The organism is bacterium, from assembly GCA_021372615.1.
Taxonomy (GTDB): domain Bacteria; phylum Armatimonadota; class Zipacnadia; order Zipacnadales; family UBA11051; genus JAJFUB01.
The window spans coordinates 59,842-79,411 of record JAJFUB010000146.1 but is presented as its reverse complement, the minus strand read 5'-3'; the positions used below and the strand labels follow the sequence as shown (position 1 = coordinate 79,411).

General features: G+C 67.9%; 14 protein-coding genes. 6 read left to right on the top strand and 8 right to left on the bottom strand.

Features of this window, described 5'->3' with window-relative positions; translation table 11 throughout:
- Positions 1–47: 47 nt before the first annotated feature.
- Positions 48–1,154, bottom strand: coding sequence for a zinc-binding dehydrogenase (locus LLH23_21305; protein MCE5241008.1), 1,107 nt, complete (start codon positions 1,152–1,154; stop codon positions 48–50).
- Between the two features lie 127 nt (positions 1,155–1,281).
- On the opposite strand from LLH23_21305, the gene LLH23_21300 reads away from it, so the two are divergent.
- The 5 genes from LLH23_21300 (at position 1,282) to LLH23_21280 (ending at position 9,839) form a co-directional block, all read left to right on the top strand.
- Complete coding sequence (locus LLH23_21300; protein ID MCE5241007.1) at positions 1,282–3,876, top strand: hypothetical protein; 2,595 nt, start codon at positions 1,282–1,284, stop codon at positions 3,874–3,876.
- A 158-nt stretch (positions 3,877–4,034) separates the two neighbouring features.
- Positions 4,035–4,790, top strand: a complete 756-nt coding sequence (locus tag LLH23_21295; protein ID MCE5241006.1) for an SDR family oxidoreductase — start codon at positions 4,035–4,037, stop codon at positions 4,788–4,790.
- Between the two features lie 466 nt (positions 4,791–5,256).
- Positions 5,257–5,649: a transposase gene (locus tag LLH23_21290; GenBank protein MCE5241005.1), complete on the top strand. Its 393-nt coding sequence runs from the start codon at positions 5,257–5,259 to the stop codon at positions 5,647–5,649.
- A gap of 316 nt (positions 5,650–5,965) precedes the next feature.
- The gene (locus LLH23_21285) at positions 5,966–7,846 is read left to right on the top strand and encodes a DUF4838 domain-containing protein (protein MCE5241004.1); all 1,881 of its coding nucleotides are present in this window, start codon (positions 5,966–5,968) and stop codon (positions 7,844–7,846) included.
- Between the two features lie 61 nt (positions 7,847–7,907).
- Positions 7,908–9,839 (top strand): right-handed parallel beta-helix repeat-containing protein, encoded by a 1,932-nt coding sequence (locus tag LLH23_21280; GenBank protein ID MCE5241003.1) that lies wholly within the window; start codon positions 7,908–7,910, stop codon positions 9,837–9,839.
- 72 nt (positions 9,840–9,911) lie between these two features.
- On the opposite strand, the gene LLH23_21275 is transcribed toward LLH23_21280, so the two are convergent.
- The 7 genes from LLH23_21275 to LLH23_21245 all read right to left on the bottom strand — a co-directional run bounded on the left by LLH23_21275 (position 9,912) and on the right by LLH23_21245 (position 16,253).
- The gene (locus LLH23_21275) at positions 9,912–10,307 is read right to left on the bottom strand and encodes a hypothetical protein (protein MCE5241002.1); all 396 of its coding nucleotides are present in this window, start codon (positions 10,305–10,307) and stop codon (positions 9,912–9,914) included.
- The gene (locus tag LLH23_21270) at positions 10,300–10,929 is read right to left on the bottom strand and encodes a nucleotidyltransferase domain-containing protein (protein ID MCE5241001.1); all 630 of its coding nucleotides are present in this window, start codon (positions 10,927–10,929) and stop codon (positions 10,300–10,302) included. Before LLH23_21270 ends, LLH23_21275 begins: the two co-directional genes overlap by 8 nt.
- Before the next feature lie 69 nt (positions 10,930–10,998).
- The gene (locus LLH23_21265) at positions 10,999–12,429 is read right to left on the bottom strand and encodes a hypothetical protein (protein ID MCE5241000.1); all 1,431 of its coding nucleotides are present in this window, start codon (positions 12,427–12,429) and stop codon (positions 10,999–11,001) included.
- A gap of 30 nt (positions 12,430–12,459) precedes the next feature.
- Complete coding sequence (locus LLH23_21260; GenBank protein MCE5240999.1) at positions 12,460–12,855, bottom strand: PIN domain-containing protein; 396 nt, start codon at positions 12,853–12,855, stop codon at positions 12,460–12,462.
- Positions 12,856–12,859: 4 nt separating this feature from the next.
- A complete protein-coding gene (locus LLH23_21255) occupies positions 12,860–13,060 on the bottom strand; it encodes a type II toxin-antitoxin system VapB family antitoxin (GenBank protein MCE5240998.1) in 201 nt (66 codons plus the stop codon).
- A gap of 173 nt (positions 13,061–13,233) precedes the next feature.
- Complete coding sequence (locus tag LLH23_21250) at positions 13,234–15,870, bottom strand: extracellular solute-binding protein (GenBank protein MCE5240997.1); 2,637 nt, start codon at positions 15,868–15,870, stop codon at positions 13,234–13,236.
- Positions 15,867–16,253 (bottom strand): hypothetical protein, encoded by a 387-nt coding sequence (locus LLH23_21245; protein ID MCE5240996.1) that lies wholly within the window; start codon positions 16,251–16,253, stop codon positions 15,867–15,869. The genes LLH23_21250 and LLH23_21245 overlap by 4 nt, the downstream gene beginning before the upstream one ends.
- A gap of 199 nt (positions 16,254–16,452) precedes the next feature.
- On the opposite strand from LLH23_21245, the gene LLH23_21240 reads away from it, so the two are divergent.
- Positions 16,453–19,158 (top strand): hypothetical protein, encoded by a 2,706-nt coding sequence (locus LLH23_21240; protein MCE5240995.1) that lies wholly within the window; start codon positions 16,453–16,455, stop codon positions 19,156–19,158.
- The last annotated feature ends 412 nt before the right edge of the window (positions 19,159–19,570 follow it).

Genomic DNA, 19,570 nt, shown 5'->3' with positions numbered 1-19,570 from the left:
TACGCACTGACGTTCCGGTTCCGCCGCTCCCAGATGATCGCCCCGCGTCACTGTGGCCGCCCGTTCGGGCACATGACGGCCTTGACGACCTCACCGGCCGCCACGGCTCGCAGGGCCTCGTTGGCGTCCTCCAGGCCGTAGTACGCGCTGATGACCGCACCCCACGGCAAGTCGTCGCGGAAGCGCGCCATGCTGTGGAGGGCCTTGTACAGGTGTGAGAAGTCAATGCCCCACGTCGCCCGCACGTCGAGGTGCTTGCGGTTCAGGTCCAGGTGCGGGTTGAACTCCACGGGGCCGGCGTCGGTGTACTGGCCGACGACGACGTACACCCCGGCATCACGGGTCAGCCTCATGCCCTCGGGGACGGCCTGGGGATTGCCGGAGGCTTCGATGGTCACATCGGCCCCGCGGCCGCCAGTCAGCGCCAGCACGGCCTCGCGCCGCTCCGCCGGCGTCGTGGTCTGCAGATTGAGCACGTGGTCCGCTCCCAGGCGCCGGGCCATGTCCAGCCGCAGGTCCGGGGCGCCGATGGCGATGACCTGCTGCGCACCCGAGAGCCGCGCCAGCGCGCCAGCCATCAGCCCCACCGGCCCGGTGCCCTGCACCAGCACATGGTCGCCGAGCCCGACTTGCCCACGCTCGACAGCATGGAACGCCGTCGGCAGGGCGCAGCCGCCCGCGATGGCCAGCTCCGCCGGCAGGCCCTCCGGCAGCCGCATGATCTTGACCCCCGGCTTGAGCAGGATGAGTTCGCTCCAGCCGCCCAGCAGCCCCTCCTCGGCCCCGTAGGTGATGCCGTACACCTTGCGCTGCGGGCAGCGCGTGCTGGCCTTGGCCACTAGGCAGTACCAGCAGTTGTGGCAGGTCTCGTGGACATCGAGGAAGGTGACCAGGTCACCCTCGGCCAGCTCCGCGCTAAAGGCATCGCAGACCGACCCGTTGAGCCGCTCCAGCGTGCCGACATTGATGTGGCCGGGGATCAGGGGATAGGGGACACCGGCCAGCCGCCCGTGCTGCAGGTGCACGTCGGTGCCGCAGACCTCCGAGTAGCGTGTCCGCAGCAGGGCCGCTCCGGGCTCCAGCACGGGCTCAGGGAAGCTGCGGACCTCAACGGGAGAACCGGGGGCGGGGATGACGGCGGCGCGGACAGTCACGGTACTGGCTCCTGTGCGGCAAGTGTGGCAGGGCAGTTGGCCGCCAGAACGCGGTTCTCCTCCCGGCGCGGGAGGCCCATGGCGCCGCCGGGGGGAACTCAGGAGGTACGAAAGCGAGGAGGCAACAATGCCCGTCCGACCGGCCCTGCTCATCCCTGCACTGCTACTGCTGCCCGCACTGGCCCTCGCCGCGCCGGCGCCGACGGTGGGGCTGTGGAGCGATCCCGCACTGGCCAGACACGGCAGCACGCCCACCGACGCCCTGGCGGCGCTCATCGAGGGCTGCGGCTGCCAGGTCGAGCCGCTGACCACGGCCGACCTCAGCAACGCCGCCCGCCTCGATCCGACGCGGCTGCAGTGCCTCGTCATCCCGTACCACGTCTTCCCGGCGGCAGCGTCCGGCGCGCTCGGCAAGTTCGTGCAGGGCGGCGGGGGGCTCGTGCTGACGGAGGGCGATGTCTTCGGGCGGCTGCTGTTCCCGGCGGGGGCGGGCTACGCCCTGCTGGACGACTTCGACGCGGTGGCTGGCAACGTGCAGGGGCGTGTGGACTGGGACCTGGGGCACCACGACGGCTCCGAGGCCCTGTCAGTGGCTGGCACCGGCACCACCGCGCAGCCGTTCGTCTTCCGGACGCGCCCCGAGAACGCCTTCCAGTACGCCGGCTTCAAGCCGCCAACCCTGACGCCGCAGGCCGCCGGCCTGGTTTTCGAGGCCCGCGGCGACCGCGACACGAGCCTGCTGTGCCTGGAAGGCCAGGAAGGCGACGGCTCGCGCTGGAAGCAGATCGTCTCGCTCACGCCGGAATGGCGCGAAGTGCGCATACACCTGGCGAGCTTCTGCTCGTACGCCACCCCCGCGCGCGGGCAGGCCGGGGACTTCCTGCATCCCGAGCGCCTGCAGAGGCTCTACTTCGGCCTCTTCAAGGGCCTCGTGCCACCCGGAGAGCACCGCTTCGAGATCAGGAACCTGCGCTTCGCTCAGGCCAACGTCTCCTCCGAAGCAGCCCTCGCCGCCGGCGTGCCGCTGCCGGGGCGGACGCTGGTCGAGCAACTCCTGGGCGAGGCCATTGCCCCCGTGCCGACGGCCACGTGGCCCCAGCCGTTCACGGGTGGGCCTCTGCTCGCTCTCACGAAGCTGCGCCCGGTGGGCAGCCATCCACTGACGGAGGGCCTGAGCTTCCCGTCCGGGGCGCTGACGGCCCATGAGATCAGCAATGCCCCCACGTGGGACAGCACCGGCCTGTTCCCCGGCGCGAAGCGCACGCGGCGCTTCCTGCCCTTGTTGCAGGGCACCGGGCCGGACGGACGCGCGCGTGTCGTGGGGGCCCTTACGCTGGCCAGGGCCGCCGGCGGGCGCACGAGCGTGCAGATCGCGCTGGGCCTGACCGGACTGGACGTGGCGAAGCCGCCCCTGGCCCCGCTGCTGCAGCGGGCGCTGCGGCTCATGCAGTCCGGGGCGGTCCTCACTGACGCCAACCCCGTCGCCTCCGCCGCAGAGGGGGGACAGGTGAGCGCCACCCCACCCGTGCTGCCCCGCGCTCCGGGTGCGGGACTGCAGGTGCGCATGTCGGTAGACGGCGCGGCTCTCCCGCGGGTGCTGCCGGTCGCCGAGGCTGGCGCCGTTGGCGCGGCCCTGCCGCTGGGTGACTGGCGCAACTTCAGGCTCAGCGCCGAGCTCATGCAGGGCGACGAAGCTCTCGACCGCACCGCCTGGCGCGTGAATGTCCGCCAGACGCTCCGCGACCTGTGCGACTTCTTCGTCACGTCCGGGGCCGATGACGGCAAGTTCAGCGGCATCTACTTCATTGACAGCCGCGCCGTGTGGACGCTGCTGGCTGGCTACGAGATCTTCGCCGACCGCCGCTACCTGGACACGGCCCTGCACTGGACCCGCGTGATGATCGCCGAGCAGCGCCCGGACGGCGGCTACCGCATGGGCTACGGCATCACCAGGCGGGGCGAGGAGTGCTATGTGGCCGACGGCGGGGAGATTGCCCTCGGGCTCGCACAGGTCGCGCCGTATGCCGGACCCACCGACCGCGCGGGGATCATGCGCAGCCTCGACGCCTACATGGCCTATCGCGAGAGCTTCCGCGTCCCGACCGGCGGCATCGGCGTGGGCTGGTGCCTGACGAACTACGGGCAGCAACCACGCGTGCCGCTGCAGGAGCCCACGCGCGTCCTGGCCCCCGAGCAGAACACCTACACCATCGGCTGCACCCTCGGCGCCGCGTTGCTCCACGCCGTCCTGACCGGCAAGCCCGAGGACATGCAAGCCGCCATCGTCGACGGGGCGTGGCTCATGCCCCGTGTGCCCACGCTCAGCGGCACGACCGCCCAGAGCAACATGCTGGCCCACTACCTGGCCCCTGACGACACCGTCCGCGCGCAGTACGCCGCCAACCTGCGCGAGCGCTTCGTGGACAAGCTGGCCGGCCAGGAGAACCCCTGGTGGATCGGGTCCGGCGGCCGGAGTGCGCTCAACCTGCATGTCCTGGCCTACTGCTACGAGCGTTTGGGCCGAGATCCCCGCGTGCTGACGCAGATGGCGAAGGCCGTCAGCGCCATGTGCGCGCCGGAGTCGCCACTCTCGATGTACCGGCTCATCGGGCGCACAGACCTGCGCCACGACGAGTGGCTGTACCTGTGCTTCGGGGGTGTAGGGCTGGCGGACGTGGTGGCGCCGATGGTAACGCTGCGGAAGCTCCCGCCGCCGGGCTAACGCCGGGGGCGTGCCACGGCCAGGCCCCCTGGCCGTGTAGCGCTGGTCGCTGCACTGCCAGCAGGGCTGGCAGTGGCACCCGCCGTGTGCAAGGTCCGTCGGCGGGGCCTGGCGAATACCACAGAGCTGTGCGGAATCGTCGAAGGAGGACATGGCACATGTCCGTAAGACAGAAGTTTGAGCTGACCAACCGCGTCGCGGCCGTCACTGGCGGCGCTCGGGGTATCGGCCGCGCTTGCGCCGACGCCCTGCAGGAGATGGGCTGCAAGATCGCCCTGCTGGACATCCTCGAGGACCGTGTCGCCCAGTCGGCGGAGGAGATGGGCAAGGGCACCATCGGCGTCGTGTGCGACGTCACGAACGCCGCGAGCGTCACGGCGGCCTACGACCGGGTCAAAGCCGAGTTCGGCCGGCTCGACGTAGCGGTCAACAGCGCCGGCATCTGCATCTGGCACGAGGCGGAGGACATGACCGAGGAGGAGTGGGACAAGGTCGTGGACATCAACCTCAAGGGCATGTTCCTGACCTGCCAGGCCGCCGGGCGCATCATGATCGCCCAGAAGTCCGGCTCAATCGTCAACGTCGCCTCGATGTCGGGAAGCATCGCCAACCGCCCCCAATGCCAGATCGGCTACAACACCTCGAAGGCCGGGGTCATGCACCTGACCCGCAGCCTCGCCGTCGAGTGGGCCCAGCACAACGTCCGCGTCAACAGCATCAGCCCCGGCTACACACTAAGCGAGCTGACCAAGCAGTTCCCGCAGTACTTTGACGGCTGGATGCCCTACATCCCGATGGGCCGCATGGCCGACCCGGAGGAACTCGTCGGTGCGGTCGTCTACCTGGCCTCCGACGCAGCCAGCTACACCACGGGGCATGACCTCGTCATTGACGGCGGGTATACGTGCTGGTGAGGCAGGCGGGAATCGGGACTCGGGAATCGGGAACCGGGAACGAGCCATGCCGTTCGCCCCGAAGGGGCCGAACGATAGTAGCCACGGGCGCAAGCCCGTGGGCTCTGGCCATTGCCTCGTCCAGTGCCGGCGTCTCGTTTTTCCGCCCAGTGCGGGCATCCGATTGCTCCGTCCAGTGCCGGCGTCTCGCCGGCCCGGGTAGCCCGTCGGGTCGGGGATGGGCGTCGCTTCCCGCCTGCGCCCTCTGTCGGAGGCACTCGACAGGACCGCGCGCTGGCGTTCCCGATGCTGTGCCTGGTGCTGTCACATTGCCGCTCCGTCCAGTGCCGGCGTCTCGCCGGCCCAGGCCGCTCCCGTCGCTCACGTCGCCGAGGGGGGATGACCTACGCCTACCGACAACCCGTCCGCGAGATTGCGCGGGCGTCCCTCGGCCGTCGAGGAGGAGGGCGCTACCTACTTTGTGACTATGGCGCTGCTGAACCGGCGCGGGACCGACCTGACCGTCAGGCCAGTCGGTGACACTATCGTCGGGGCGCTACGGCACTTCGATGGAGAGCGCTACCTGCTGTTTGACTACACCGTGATGCCCGACCATCTCCACTTCATCTTCAAGCCGCTGCCCGGCTTCCCGCTGAGCAAGCTGCATCATAGTCTGAAGAGCTGGACGGCGCACGAGATCAACAAGCGGCTGGGGCGTACGGGGGAACTGTGGGAGAACGGCACGCATAGGGAGATCATCCGGAGCCGGCGGGAGCATGAGGATCGGGCGCGGTATATCTTCCTCAACCCGGTTGCGCGCGGGCTGACGCGGAAGCCTGAAGAGTGGCCCTACTGGGGGCGAGGGTCGGGAGTGCCGTAGGGGCGCCTGGGCCGGCGAGACGCCGGCACTGGGCGGAGGAGGGGACTGCACACGGAGGGGACGAAGAGCGAGTGATTGGGGGCAGACGCGGGCCTGGGCCGGCGAGACGCCGGCACTGGGCGTGGGGGAGGGGATTGGCGAGAATGGGGGATTGGGGGGACGCGAGGGCCTGTGCGCGAGCGGAGCCAAAGCGCGAAGGATGCGGGCAGACGGGTGCCTGGGCCGGCGAGACGCCGGCACTGGGCGTGTGGGAGGGGGACTGCGCGTAGGGCGGGATGGGGCGGGGCAACACGCCACTCGACATGGTAGGTGTGACATGCGGAGTCTGGGCTACATTCTGGTTCTGCTGCTCGTCAGTGGCGTCGCCTGTGCCGACCTGACCCTCGTCAGGGACGGCCACCCGGCGGCCGCCATTGTGCTCCAGTCCAAGCCCTCCGACGCGGCGCAACTGGCCGCGGCGAAGCTGCAGACCGTGCTGGAGAAGATGAGCGGGGCCAGGCTGCCCATCGTTCAGGACCCCGCACCGGTACCGGCGGGTCTGCTGGCCGTCAAGATCATCTCGGGCGCTGTCAACGGCAAGCCCAACGGCTTCCCGCCGGTTATGGCGCCTGAAGAACTGCGGCTGAAGGCCGGCGACGGCGTGCTGACGCTGATGGGCTGTGACTGGAGCGCCACGGGCTTCGGCCTGCAGGGCACGCTGTGGGCCGCCCTGGAGCTGCTCGAGCGCCTCGGCTGCCGCTGGCTGTGGCCCGGGGAGTTGGGCGAGGTCATCCCCCAGCGGAAAACCGTCACCGTGCATGCTGATCTCGACTACCGCTTCACCCCGCCCGTCATCCAGCGCCACATCCGCTCCCTGAAGTGGAACGTGCGTCAGCAGCCCGGCCTCGAGAAGCTGGGCCTCACCCGGGAGCAGTACGAGGCCTTCCTGCAGTCGGGCTATGACTGGTGGGTCAACAATCGTGACGGCAAGCAGGGGGAGATGAGCTACGGCCACGCCTTCGGCGACTACTGGGAGCGGTTCGGCAAGGACCATCCCGACTGGTTCGCCCAGCAGCCCAACGGTAGCCGCGACCAGGGAGCCAAGTCGCCCGAGCGCGCCCGGCTGTGCGTCTCGAACCCCGGCCTGCAGCAGCAAGTGGCCGCTGACGCCATCGCCAAGCTGAAGGCCAATCCGGCCCTGTACTGTGCCTCGATCTCGCCGAATGACGGCGGGCCGCAGTACTTCTGCACCTGTCCCGCCTGCGAGGCATGGGACGCCAAGGACGGCCCGGTGCTGGACATGCGCATCGGCGGGGACAACCGGCACGTCTCCCTCACCGACCGCTACGTCAAGTTCTACAACGCCGTGGCGGAGATCGTGTCCAAGGAGTTGCCGGACCGCAAGTTGGGCGCCTATGCCTACTCGGCCTATCGCACCCCGCCCCTGCACGTGGCGCTGCACCCGAACGTCTTCATCGGCTACGTGGGTTTCACGTACCTGAGCGACGCGGCGCGACAGGAGTCGCAGGAGGCCTGGCTGGCGTGGGCCAAGGCCGCGCCCGGCGGGCTGTTCCTGCGCCCCAACCTGTTCATGACCGGCATGGGCTTCCCGGTCTTCTACCCGCATCGCCTGGGCGCGGACCTGAAGCTGTGCGCCCAGAATGGCATGAAGGTGACGGACTTCGACACCTGCTTCAACCACTGGGCGCTCAATGGGATTGACTACTACATCACCGCCCGGCTGATCTGGGACCCGTCGCGCAGCGTGGACGACATCATTGACGACTACTGCCAGGCCGGCTGGGGCCCGGCGGCCCGGCCGGTGCGGCAGTACCTCGACGCCGTCGAGAAGGTGTGCGACAAGCTCGCGGCGAGCAATCAGTACGAGGGCTACCGGGTCAACCAGGGGCTCCTGGCGTCACAGTTCAGCGATGCCTTCCTGGCGGAGCTGAACGGCACCCTCGACGAGGCGAAGCAGCTTGCCGGCGCGGACGAGAAGATCAAGCAGCGGGTGGAGTTCCTGCGCATCGGGGTGGACTATGCCCGGGTCAACCGCGACGTAGTGCTGACGCAGGAGGCGCTGAAGGCGGGGCAGGGGGACAAGGCGGCACTCACCGCCGCGGCCAAGGCCGCCGCCGAGGCCAAGCTCAACTACATGAAGTCCCTGGGGCTCAACTGGGGAATCAATCAGGCGTATCTGATGTTCTATGGTGTGTAGCAGCCGCAGCAGTGCGTGGCTGCTCACCCGACGCGACACTCTCTCCTGGCAGGTTCGGTGGATGAAACAGACTGTCTACTCCATTGCGGTGGTGCTCATCATGGCTGCACAGGCTACGGCTGGCCCCTTGCGGCTGGAGGTCTCCACGCAGAACCGCTTCAAGACCGTCGCCGCGGCCCTGGAGCGGGCGCGCGAGGAGCACAAGAAGAACCCCGAGCGCGAGGTCATCATCAGCATGCCCGCCGGGTACCTCCCCATGGAAGCGCCGCTGGTGCTGGGGCCCGAGGACAGCTACGTGACCTTGCAGGGCAACTCGATGGGCAGCACGATCCTGGGCGGCGGCCGGCCCATTCGCGGCTGGCATCCCCTGGAGGAAGGGCGGCTCTGGGCTGCAGACCTGCCCGAGGTCAAGGAGGGCAAGTGGGACTTCCGCTCGCTCACGATCAACGGCAAGTGGCGCCAGCGGGCATACCTGCCCCGCACGGGTTTCTTCGAGCACCTCAGCGAGTACAAGGAGCCCTGGCGCAGCACCACCGGGGGCGGCTTCGGGACGGTGCCTGTCGAGCTGAAGCGGACGATGGTCTACAAACCCGAGGACCTCGGCTCCTGGCTGTCGCAGGCGAACGCCGAGTTGGTCATCTACCACTCCTGGGACATGTCCCACGCCCGCGTGGAAGCCAACGACCCCGTGACCCACACGCTGACCCTCACGCCGCCCCTGGGCTATCCGGCCGGGGCCTTCGGCATCCACCGCTACCGGGTCGAGAACATCGCCGAGGGCATGCACACGCCCGGGCTGTGGTACCTGGACCGGGAGAACGGGCAGGTCGTGTACTGGCCGCTGCCGGGGGAGGACATGGCCCGCTCCGTGGCCGTCGCGCCCAGATGGAGCGAGTTGGTGAAGATCGAGGGGAAGCCGGACCAGCCCGTGCGGCATGTGCGCCTCACCGGCCTGGCACTGGTGGACACCAACGTGTCGTGGAAGTCCCCCGGCTTCGGGGCGGCCGGCATCAGCGAGACGGCCATGACCGTCAGCAACGGCCAGGACTGCAGTCTGGACCACTTGGCCTTCCGCTTCCTGGGCGGCAACGCCATCAAGCTCAGCGGCGGGAGCGGCAACCGCGTGTCCCAGTGCGGCATCGGCTATGTGGGCGCCTCGGGCATTGTCGCGGGTGGCACGGCCGAGCCCGGCGTGGGGGACAACCTGGCCATCGAGGACAACCACCTGCAGCACATCGGGCTGATCTATCCCGGCGCCATCGCCCTGCGGGTGGGCAATGTCGCCAACGCGCGGCTATGCCGCAACCTGATCCACGACGTGGGCTACAGCGGCATCTGCTTCAGTTGCGAGAAGAAGGGCGCACCCAACAACGGTCTGATCGAGAACAACCACATCTACCGGGTGATGACCGCGCTCAACGACGGGGCGGCCATCTACCTGGGCAACAAGCTCGACGGCTGCGTCGTGCGTGGCAACGTTTGCCACGACATCCACGGCCTGACGGGCATGGGCTGGGGCATCTACCCCGACGAGCAGAGCTGCTTCCTGACCGTAACCGGCAACCTCGTCTACCGCTGCCTGGGCAGCTTCCACGTCCACATGGCCCATGACATCAAGTTCGAGAACAACATCGCCGTGAACGGCGACAGCTACCAGGTGTCGCTGCCCAGGTCCAGCAACATCTCGTTCGCCTACAACATCTTCGTCTGCGACGGGGAGCCGGTGCTGTCGAACTCCATCACAAACCCGAAGGACCATGTAGGGCAGTCGGACTTCAACCTCTTCTGGGATGTGAGCGGCAACAAGCCGCCGCTGGGGAAGCCGACGTGGGAGGCCTGGACCGGTCTGGGGCTGGACACGCACTCGGTCTTCGCCGACCCGCTGTTCGTGGACTCGGCGCACGACAACTACGACCTGAAGCCCGACTCCCCGGCGCTGAAGCTGGGGTTCGTGAAGCTGGATCTGTCGAGGGTACCGTACGAGAAGGAATAGGGGTGCGCCCCGCACCGCAAGTACAGACAGGGCGGGGTGTCGCGCTCTACGCGACGGGCATCCCGCCCGGGGTCACTCGCTCTCTGCTCCGGGCACGTACTGGGGGTAGTGCTGCCCCATCCACTCGCGCACACTGTTCCGGAACTGCTGCACCGTCTCGATCAGCTCCGCCAGTTCCTGGGGCGTGACCCCGCCGCGCCGCCGGTAGTGACCGACATTGCGCTTGACGCGGCAGGCCTCAAACAGGTTGGCCTGCCCGCGTACACCCTCTCCCATGACCATGGGCAGCGTCTCAAAGGCTGTCGCATGGTGCGCTACGCCGCGCGTACGGTAGCCTGCGCACCGCAGCGCAAGGTTGGCGAGGGTGAGGGCGGCGTCGTAGGCTGCCGAGAAGCGCAGGTCCACCGAGATACGGTCCACCAGGGCATCATCTATGCTGCCATCCACAACGGCCCAGAGGTCAGCCATCTCCTCCACTGACACTCGGTACGGCTGCAGTCGCTGCTGAGCCAGCAAGTCGTCCAAGTTCATCCCATTCCCCCTTGAGCGCGATGTGCGGCCCGTTCAGGACGTTGGTGATGAAGGCTTCCCCGTCGCGGACCGCGGCCGCCAACGACGTTCTGCTCATGCTCACGATGTTGATCTCGCGCCCGAGTCTCTCGCGTGCCTCTCGCAGGTGGCTGACCAACTCGATCAGCGTCACATCCCCGACCACGAGCAAGTCCACGTCGCTGTCTGCCAGGGCCGTGCCCGCGGCAGTCGAGCCGAAGACAGCGGCATACTGCACCCGCTCTCCCAACGGGGCGAGCGCCTCCGCCAGCACGCTCGCCAGCCCAACGGTCTTGAGCATCAGGCCCTGAAGCTCGGGCACGATGGGACATTGCGGATTGGCCCGGTAGAAGACCTGCCGGCCGGCGGTGCGCCGCGCCAGGATCCCGGCCCGTGTTAGGGCCACGACCTCTCGCTGAACCGTCGCCGGCGCCAGCCCCGCCCGCCGCGCAATCTCCCGGAGGTGCAGCTCACGCGTGGGCTGGGTGAGCAGTGCAGACAGCACCCCCTGGCGAACCGCGGGGAACAGAGCGTCTGCCATGGCCGATGATAGTGTGCGCTCCATGCGAACAAATATACGCATAAAGCGAACATAAGTCAAGCGGCTGGCTCACACATCCTTGGCCTTGGACGACCCCGCATCCCACGCCTTGGCGGCCTGCGCGATCTGCGGCGGCTGGGGGGCTGCCCCCGGGGTGAGCGCGTTGGCCAGCTCCACGGACCCGTCCTCAATCATCTGCCCGGCTTCCGGCACCAGGCGGCTGCTCATCGCCATGCGCGGCTCGTAGCCACCGCCCTGCGGGCCCATCGCCTCGGCCGTCGGGACGTAGCCCAGGCAGCCGTTGGCCAGCTCTACCACGTAGGTGTAGGGGAAGGGCGAGCGGTGCTTGATGTTCAGGCCGTGCTGGCAGAAGTACTCGGCGCCGTTGGACAGGAACACGGCCGGCCCCACCTGCAGGGCCTGCAGTTCGGCGTGGATCACCGGCTCGACCTTGTTGGCCTCATGCAGCAGGACCACCTCGCGCGCCCACCACTTGTCCCAGCCCTCGGCCGGGCTGGACTTCAGGAACTCGAGGGCCTCCTGGAACCGCTGCTCAGGCACTTCACGAGCGCTGATCTTGACGGTCTTCTGCCGGGCCGCCAGGGGCAGCAACTCGCCCGGCTCGGCTGCAGACAGCACCTTGAGCGCCTCGGCCCCGACCTTCTGCCCCACGCGCCGCGACCACTTCTCCCCGAACTCGCTCTCCTGGAGGGACAGGTTGTTCACCTGCGTCACATCGCCGCAGGCGCCGTTGAGGAACACCACCTCGCCACCACCCATGCCGCCGGTGATGGTGTGACGGAGCCAGTGGATCCAGTCTGCCGACGTCCCGCCGTTGCCGGTGGTGCCGTGGCAGGTGAAGTTGACCAGGCACCCCAGGAAGCTGCCGTCGGGCCGCCAGGCGCTGAGCACGCCCACCTCGGGGTCGGCGGGACCGGCCGGCTTGACGATGTCGGGGTTCCCCTTGCCCGGGTGCGTCATCTGGGTGCCGTCTTTCATCCAGAAGCGGCGGTTGAAGGCCACCGTGGCCTCCTCGCCGCGCCCGATGGCCAGGCCCGCCTCCTCACGCCTATTGAAGGCCTCAATGACGGCGGTGGCGATCTGCCGGGAGATGTGGCGGCAGTAGTCGGGATTGGCGGAGGTCGAGTTGTTCTGGGCCAGGTCCTCGCAGAACTCGGGGTCGAAGGCATGGCCGAAGGCGCCGGGGAACTCGCCCACGATCGGCCCGCTGGCGTGCGTGTGCGAGGCCCCGACCATGACGCTCGACCCGAGCAGGCCGGTCTTGTCGGTGATCCTCTGGCGCGCCGTCTCGACCAGCGAGTGCTTCACCGACAGTGTATCGAGCCCCACGAAGGCCACGGCCTCCCCCGCGTGCTCGATGACCATGGCCTTGGCGTAGCAGTGGTCGTGGATCTTCTGGTGATAGGCCTTGGAGAAGCCGCCGGGGCATTCCATGCCCAGGGCAGGGGTAATGTCTGCGGAGGCGAAGCCGACTTTCATGGTGGATAGCTCCCATGCGGTCTGAAGTCACTACGGGTGCAGCACCTGCAACCCGAGGTGGCGCTCGAAGTGGTCGAAGTCGCGGTCACTGTGGAGGAGGATGTGGTCGCCGGCGATGACGGCCGCGGCGATGAGCGCATCATTCGCGGCGCGAATCGTGATCCCTTTGCGGCGCAGCGACCGGTAGAGACAGGCGGCCTGAACGGCCAGGTCGGGACTCACCATCGGCATGACGTGGCAGTTCTGGAAGAGAGCAAGTGCTGTCCGCACCCCGTGGTCAGAGCGGAAGCCCTGCAGCACCTCGAAGACGATCAAGTCCCCCAGTGCCGCCTCCCCGGCCTGCAGCAGGGCACGGAGCGCGTTGACGTGAGGGCTGTCCACCCCATTGAAGAAGTCAATCCAGACCGAGGCGTCAGTGATGACCACGGCCTCACTCACCCACCGTGAGGTTGCGTCCGCGCCGGATCTCCGCCAGGTCCCCGTCCCACGGCAGCTTGCCGAACAGAGCCAGAGCCTGCTGCTGCTCCCGGACCCGCACGAGCGTTCGGAGAGCCTCCTCCACGATCTCGCGCTTGGCCTGAAGACCGGTAAGACGCCGCGCCTCCTCGATCAGCGCATCATCCAGCACGATGTTGGTCCGCTTGAAGCGGTGGCACTCACGGGCCTCATCGGGACGCTCCGGCGACTTGTCGCGGGGTCCCGCCCCGCCTGTGACTCGGGTGGTGGTCGCCAAGATAGGTCACCTCCAGTGTGTATACTATAGCCCAGCAATGTGTATGAGTCAACGCAGGGGATGGGAGGTGTCTAGCGGTTCCCGAGCACGGAGCGGACCGCCTCGGCCAGACTGGTCAGGGCGGCTTCCGTCTCTGCCTCGCCGTTCAGCACCTTGTGCAGGTGGGCCTGGATGAGGCGGGAGACCTGGGGGTAGTGGGGGACGGCGTTGCGGTTGCGGGCGGTCTTCAGCAGACGCCCCAGCAGCGGGTAGTCGGGGTTGAAGGCCACGATCTCCGGGTCGGTGTACAGCTCGGGGATGGTGGGCATCGGCCCGCCCCGCAGCGAACGCTCGCGCTGGATCTCGTAGCTGGTCATGAAGCGGATGAAGTTGCCGGCGGTCTCCGGGGCGCGCGCTCCCCGGGGGATGCCATAGTGCCAGCCGCCCAGGAAGGTGACTGAATCGGTGCCGAGCGGGCCGATGGGATGCGGAGCAATGCCCACCTTGCCACGCAGGTGCGAGCTCTCCCGCTGGCAGGCCTGGGCCACCGTTGGCAGCATGATCAGGAAGAGCGTGCGCCCGGCCAGGAAGTCCGCCTGCGGCTCCATGCCGTGCGCGGCCGTGGTGACGTTCGCGGGGGCGATCTGGTGCGTGGCGATCAGGTCCCGCATGTGCTGGGCGGCCTGCCGGGCCTGCTCCGACGCCAGCGCCACCTCCCCGTCCACGAGCACGTCCCCGCCGTTGCTCCACAGGTTCTGCAGGAACGAGGTGGCGAGGCCCTCGTAGCGGTAGCCGGGGAACTGCAGGCCGATGAGGTTGGGGTTGTTCTCGTTGGTCAGGACGGTCTGGGCCTGGTGGATCAGCTCCTCCCAGGTGTGCGGGGGCTGGGTGAAGCCATGCTCCTCCAGCAGGTCCTTGCGGTATAGCAGCACGCCGCACAGAGCCATGGCCGGCATGGCGTAGAGCGTCCCGTCCACCTGGCCCAGCTCCAGCAACTGCGGCATGTGCATGCTCAGCTCCGCCGGGCTGGCGATGCTGTCCAGGGACATGAAGCGGCCTGTCTCCAGCAGGTCGCGCATCCAGTACAGGCACAGCGGGGCGACGCTCAGGCTGGTGTCGGAAGCCTGGCTGGCGGTCCGCACCGTGTCAAAGACCTCGTCCGGGTTGTACGGAATGCTGAGCGACACAGGCTGGACCCGGGGATGGAGCTGCGAGAAGCGGCTCATCAGCTCCTCGTTGAGCGCCTCGTCGAACTCCGTGAAGCTGCGCACGGAGAGGGTGATCGGCGTCTGCACCGGGCTGCCGGCCAGCACGCCGCTGGCGCCCTCGAAGCGGTTGCGGATGTGGATGCCGGTACCGTCAATCGTGTAGCGCCAGATGCCCTTGTCGTGGTCGCAGCCGCGCATCTTGAGCACCGACAGGGCCCGCTGTATCTCGCTCTCCATCTCCACGTACTTCATCAGGATGATGCCATCCACGATGATGGAGATGTGTTCGGAGCTGACATACGTCTGGCCGAAAAGCTCGGGGACCTCCGTGGTGAACAGGGAGGTGACCCCCGCCTCGTGCAGGGCCTCGCTCAGGACGAAGACGACCTCGCGCAGACGGCGGTGGTCCGTCACGCTCATGCTCAGGTCGGTGAGGCTGTCCACGACGACGCGGCGCGCCCCCAGACGCTTGATCTCGGCCACCAGGTCCTGGGTCAACTGCTCGGGCAGCAGGTGCAGGGGCGAGCGCCGCATCAGGTGGAAGGTGCCCTGCGCCTGCAGGTCGGCCAGCTCGATGCCGAAGCCGGCGGCCAGGTCGCCCAGCTTGGGCAGGTCCTCCTCAAAGGTGAGGAAGATGCCGGGCTCCCCGGCGCGCGCTCCGGCGGCGATGAACTGCAAGGCCAGGGACGTCTTGCCCACGCCCGCGCTGCCCGCCACGAGGGTGGCGTAGCCCTGCGACAGCCCACCGCAGAGCATGGCGTCCAGGGCGGTGATGCCGGTACTGCAGCGCGCCGCAGCCGCGGGCGCGGGAATCTGAGCGGGGCCTCCCGCGGTCTCGTAGCGCGGGTAGATGCACACGCCGCCGTGCCCGATGGTCAGCGGGTGCCGTCCCGCCGAGTGCTTCTGGCCGCGTGCCTTGACGACCTCGATGAACCGCTGCCGGTACATCGCGTCGCTCATCTCGTACGATAGACGGACCACGGCGTCTACGAGGTACTCCTCGAAGGGGATCGTGTCGGGGACGGCGGACTCGACTTCCTTGGTGATGAGGGCGGTCAGGCCGGCGCGGCGAATGCCGCTGAGCATGCCGTAGACAAGAGGCCGGAGTTGCCCAGCCCGGGCCGTGACATGTGCCAGGTGCGCCACGCTGTCCACCAGAAGCCGCCGGGCGCCAATCTCGGTGACGAGGGTGTCCATCATCCCGCCGACGTCACTGAGCTGGTCCAGGAAGACTTCCGGGGAGGTGCAGACGACGCGGAGACGGTCTTCCGCCTCCAGTTGGTGCAGGTCCCAGCCGAAGGTGCTCCCATCCCGATAGAGCTGCTCGGGGACCTGCTCGAAGGTGACGATGATGCCCGGCTCGTCGGCGAGAGCACCGGCCACGACGAACTGCACCCCGACGGTGGTCTTGCCAACCCCCGGAATGCCCTCCACCAGCGCACACGAGCCCTGGCGGAGACCGCCGCCGAACAGTTCGTCCAGGCCGGGCACGCCCGTGGCAACGTACTGTCTTGTCCTCACGTTGTCTCTCCTGCGTCTTGGGCGGACGCTTGGCCCGAGCGCTCATGCTGCCGGCGGATGAGGATCCGGACAATCTCTTTGCGGCTCTCGGAATGGTCCAGGTACGCCTCGGACAGCAGGCACAGCAGGTTCCACACCTTGACGTCTTTGGGGAGGGCGTAGCAGGTATAGCGTCCGTCGCCGCGGCTGAAGGCTTCGAGGATCCCGTGGCGGGCCATGCGCTCGAGCACTTCGGTCACTTCACCTACGTCCCGGTGCGTACGCAGCGCCAGGCCCGCAGCCGTGTCGAAAGTGCGGGGATTGGCCTGGAAGAAGAGCGCCACGTCCAGCCCCACAATGGTCTGGGCCACGTCTTCCACGAAGTCTATGAGGCGCGAATCCATGCCTCGTCCTTCCGTAGCTGGCCTCCCCCCCAATCTATCCACTGACGGTAGTTCCCTGCCAGGCGCCTGGCACCTGCTTGCGGCTCTCTTACCTAGCATAGTTTACATCACTTCGCGAAGGATGGCTCATCTTTTCTGACGAATTGCGCCCAGGGAGTGCATCTCCCGACTCGACTCAGCCGAAGGACAGGAACTACCCATGACTGACGCCTCCGTATCACTGCCTCGCCCGGAACATCCCCGCCCCGATCTGCAGCGCCCCGGCGCCGGTTCGTGGGTGAGTCTCAACGGCCCCTGGGAGTTCGCGTTCGACCCCGATGACGTGGGCGAACAGCAGGGCCTGCACCAGCCAAGCCACGCTCCGTTTGGCCGCAGCATCATCGTGCCTTTCCCCTGGGAGTCGCACTGTGCGTGGGGCACCGAGGCCTGGGCCGGCAATGACAACTGGTTCAGCACTCAGGTGTATCTCGATCCCGGCAGCGTGACCCGGGACAACTACACCACCGCCCCGCGCCACACCATCGGGTGGTACCGGCGGACCGTACAGGTTCCTCCCTGCCCGGCCGGGGAGCATGTCTGGCTGCATATCGGCGCTGCCGACTGGGAAGTCAAGGTGTGGGTCAACGGACAACCGGTGGCGGAGGGGCGGAGCGGATACGCCCCGTTCTCCTGCGACCTCACGGCCGCTGCCGCCGGGGCGTCCGAGGCCCTCATCGTCATCCGGGTCTTCGACCCGCAGGGCACCGAGGACAAGCCCCTGGGCAAGCAGCACAAGTGGTACACGACCACCTCGGGCATCTGGCAGCCGGTGTGGCTGGAGGTGCGGCCGGAGCGCCATGTCACCCGGGTGCAGGTCACACCGCACCTGACGCCGGCGGTCCTGGAGTGCGCCATCGAGGCGAACGTGGCCCTGACCGGGTTGGCGTGCCGCCTTCAGGTCTGCGACGAGGACGGGACGCTGGTGGCGGACCAGCGGGGCGACGCCGGGCAGGCGGTCCTGTCGGTGCCCCTGACCGGCGAGACGCGGCCGTGGCACCCCGACACGCCGCACCTGTACAGCGTCTCGGTGCAACTGCTGGAGGGCGAGACCGTCCTGGACGAGGTACAGACCTACTGCGGCCTGCGCGAGGTGGGCATCGCGCCGCTGTACGACGGCGGGCCCAAGTACCTCACGCTCAACGGGGAGCCGATCTACCTGAAAGGAGCGCTCGATCAGAGCTTCAACCCCTGGGGCGTGTACGCCTGGCGCAGCGATGAGGACATCATTCGCGACCTGACACTGGCTCGCGAAGCCGGGTTCAACTTCCTGCGCATCCACATCAAGCCCGAGGACCCGCGCTTCCTGTACTGGGCCGACCGCCTCGGCATGCTCATCATGTACGACTTCCCCAACGTGGGCTACGACGGCTATGGCGAGGTGGGCTGCGAGCGGTGGGAATGGACCTTCCGGCAGCTCGTGGCGCGCGACTTCAACCACCCGTGCATCTTCGCCTGGGTGCTGTTCAACGAGACCTGGGGCCTGGGCTTCAAGCAGTACGCAGAGTCGCCGGATCGGCACGAGTGGGTCAAGCGCATGTTCCGGCTGGCGCAGGAGCTGGACCCCAGCCGGCCGATCGAGGACAACTCCGTCTGCTCATACGACCATGTCCTGACCGACATCAACTCCTGGCATTTCTACCTCAACGACTACGAGCAGGCGAAGGAGCATGTCGCCAAGGTCGTGGCCGAGACGTATCCCGGCTCCACCTTCAACTACGTGGGCGGCAACCAGCAGGGCGACGAGCCGCTGATGAACTCCGAGTATGGCGGCATCAGCGCCCGCATGGGGGACATGGATGTCTCCTGGTGCCTCAAGTTCCTGACCGACCTGTTGCGCCGGCAGGAGAAGGTCTGCGGGTACGTCTACACCGAGCTGCAGGACATCGAGTGGGAGTACAACGGCGTCCTGAACTACGACCGTACGCCCAAGGAGTTCGGCTACAACGTGCAGGACCTTCAGGGGCCGGTGTACCTGGGCGTTGACGGGCCCCCGGCGCAGACGCTCGCCCCGGGGGCGGAGTTCGCCCCGCGCTTGTTCCTGAACCGTGTCGGCTACACGGGGGGCTTGCCGAAGCTGGCCGTGCGCTATGTGCTCACCGACTCCCTGGGCCAGAGCCGCACACTGCGGGAGGACAGCATCGCCTGGCCCGCCTCCGGCGACCCCGTCAGCACTGTGGACCTCGCCGGGGTGGCGCCCGCCGAAGAGAGCTGCCTGGTGCGCCTGGAGGCCTCGTTGGGCGGCCTCGCCGCCAACTTCGCCGTCGCGGAGTTCCGGGAGAGCGGACTGCCGCGCGAGGTGCGCGAGCAGAGCACCGGGCGTGTCATCCTCCGCAAGCTGGCCGGCGATGTCGAAGTCTCGACCGCCTGGCATGAGGCCGAGGTCGAGCGGGGCGTGGTGGACTACGAGACCCACCTGTTCGGCGGCGTCGAAGCCGGGCACCTCGATTACCTGTTCACGCTGCCGGACGATGTGGACCTGGTCGGCGCGAAGAGCGTGACCTTCCTGTGCGAAGTCTCCAGCAAGCGCCCCGGAGCGCCGCAGACGCACGCCGCAGGGCCGGGCTGGCCCAGCGATCTCATCGTGTCCATGAACGGCGTCCCGGTCCACAGCGTCACACTGCCGGACCAGTACGCCGATGCCCGCGGGGCGCTGTCGCATCTGCACGGCTTCCGGGGGCGCTACGGCGATCTCGTCCGCGTCGAAGTCAGCGGCGAAGCGCTCGACCAGATACGGCGGCAGAGCGGCCGGCAGGTGCTCGTCCGGCTGGAGACGCCGCGGTCGGCGCTGAACCACCGCGGGCTGGTCGTCTACAGCTCCCGCGCGGGGCGGGTCCCGTGCGACGTGACGCTGATCGTCGCCCGGTAGGGGCGCGATTCATCGCGCTCATTATCCATCTTGACAGGAACCAACGAGGGGACTAAGGTGGTTGTATAACCATGACACATACGCGCCGGCGATGGGACGTACAGTCCGGCAAGTGTGCATGGTTTGGCGTAAGGAGCAGGTGGCCGCTGTTAGAGCCGGCGCCTGACACGGTCAGGATCCAAGAGGGGCCGATGTCGTGCGCGTGGGGCGGCTGGCCGAACCAACAGGAGGTACGAAAGTGGACGATAAAAAGGGCTGTGGGTGCGGCAAGAAAGAGGAGAAGAAGGAAGAACCCAAAAAGAAAGGGTGTGGCTGCGGGAAGTAGTTTCCTGAAGCCCGCCTGGTTGGACTTCTGAGGCGAAAGAATCTCGGAGTACCCCCGCTCCTCAGAAGCCACACTCACAGGCTTAGC

Excerpts from the sequence above, each read along its gene's own strand:
- LLH23_21300 (MCE5241007.1), top strand. The coding sequence starts at position 1,282 with ATGCCCGTCCGACCGGCCCTGCTCATCCCTGCACTGCTACTGCTGCCC.
- LLH23_21295 (MCE5241006.1), top strand. The coding sequence starts at position 4,035 with ATGTCCGTAAGACAGAAGTTTGAGCTGACCAACCGCGTCGCGGCCGTC.
- LLH23_21290 (MCE5241005.1), top strand. The coding sequence starts at position 5,257 with ATGGCGCTGCTGAACCGGCGCGGGACCGACCTGACCGTCAGGCCAGTC.
- LLH23_21285 (MCE5241004.1), top strand. The coding sequence starts at position 5,966 with ATGCGGAGTCTGGGCTACATTCTGGTTCTGCTGCTCGTCAGTGGCGTC.
- LLH23_21280 (MCE5241003.1), top strand. The coding sequence starts at position 7,908 with ATGAAACAGACTGTCTACTCCATTGCGGTGGTGCTCATCATGGCTGCA.
- LLH23_21275 (MCE5241002.1), bottom strand. The coding sequence starts at position 10,307 with ATGGCTGACCTCTGGGCCGTTGTGGATGGCAGCATAGATGATGCCCTG.
- LLH23_21270 (MCE5241001.1), bottom strand. The coding sequence starts at position 10,929 with ATGGCAGACGCTCTGTTCCCCGCGGTTCGCCAGGGGGTGCTGTCTGCA.
- LLH23_21265 (MCE5241000.1), bottom strand. The coding sequence starts at position 12,429 with ATGAAAGTCGGCTTCGCCTCCGCAGACATTACCCCTGCCCTGGGCATG.
- LLH23_21245 (MCE5240996.1), bottom strand. The coding sequence starts at position 16,253 with ATGGATTCGCGCCTCATAGACTTCGTGGAAGACGTGGCCCAGACCATT.
- LLH23_21240 (MCE5240995.1), top strand. The coding sequence starts at position 16,453 with ATGACTGACGCCTCCGTATCACTGCCTCGCCCGGAACATCCCCGCCCC.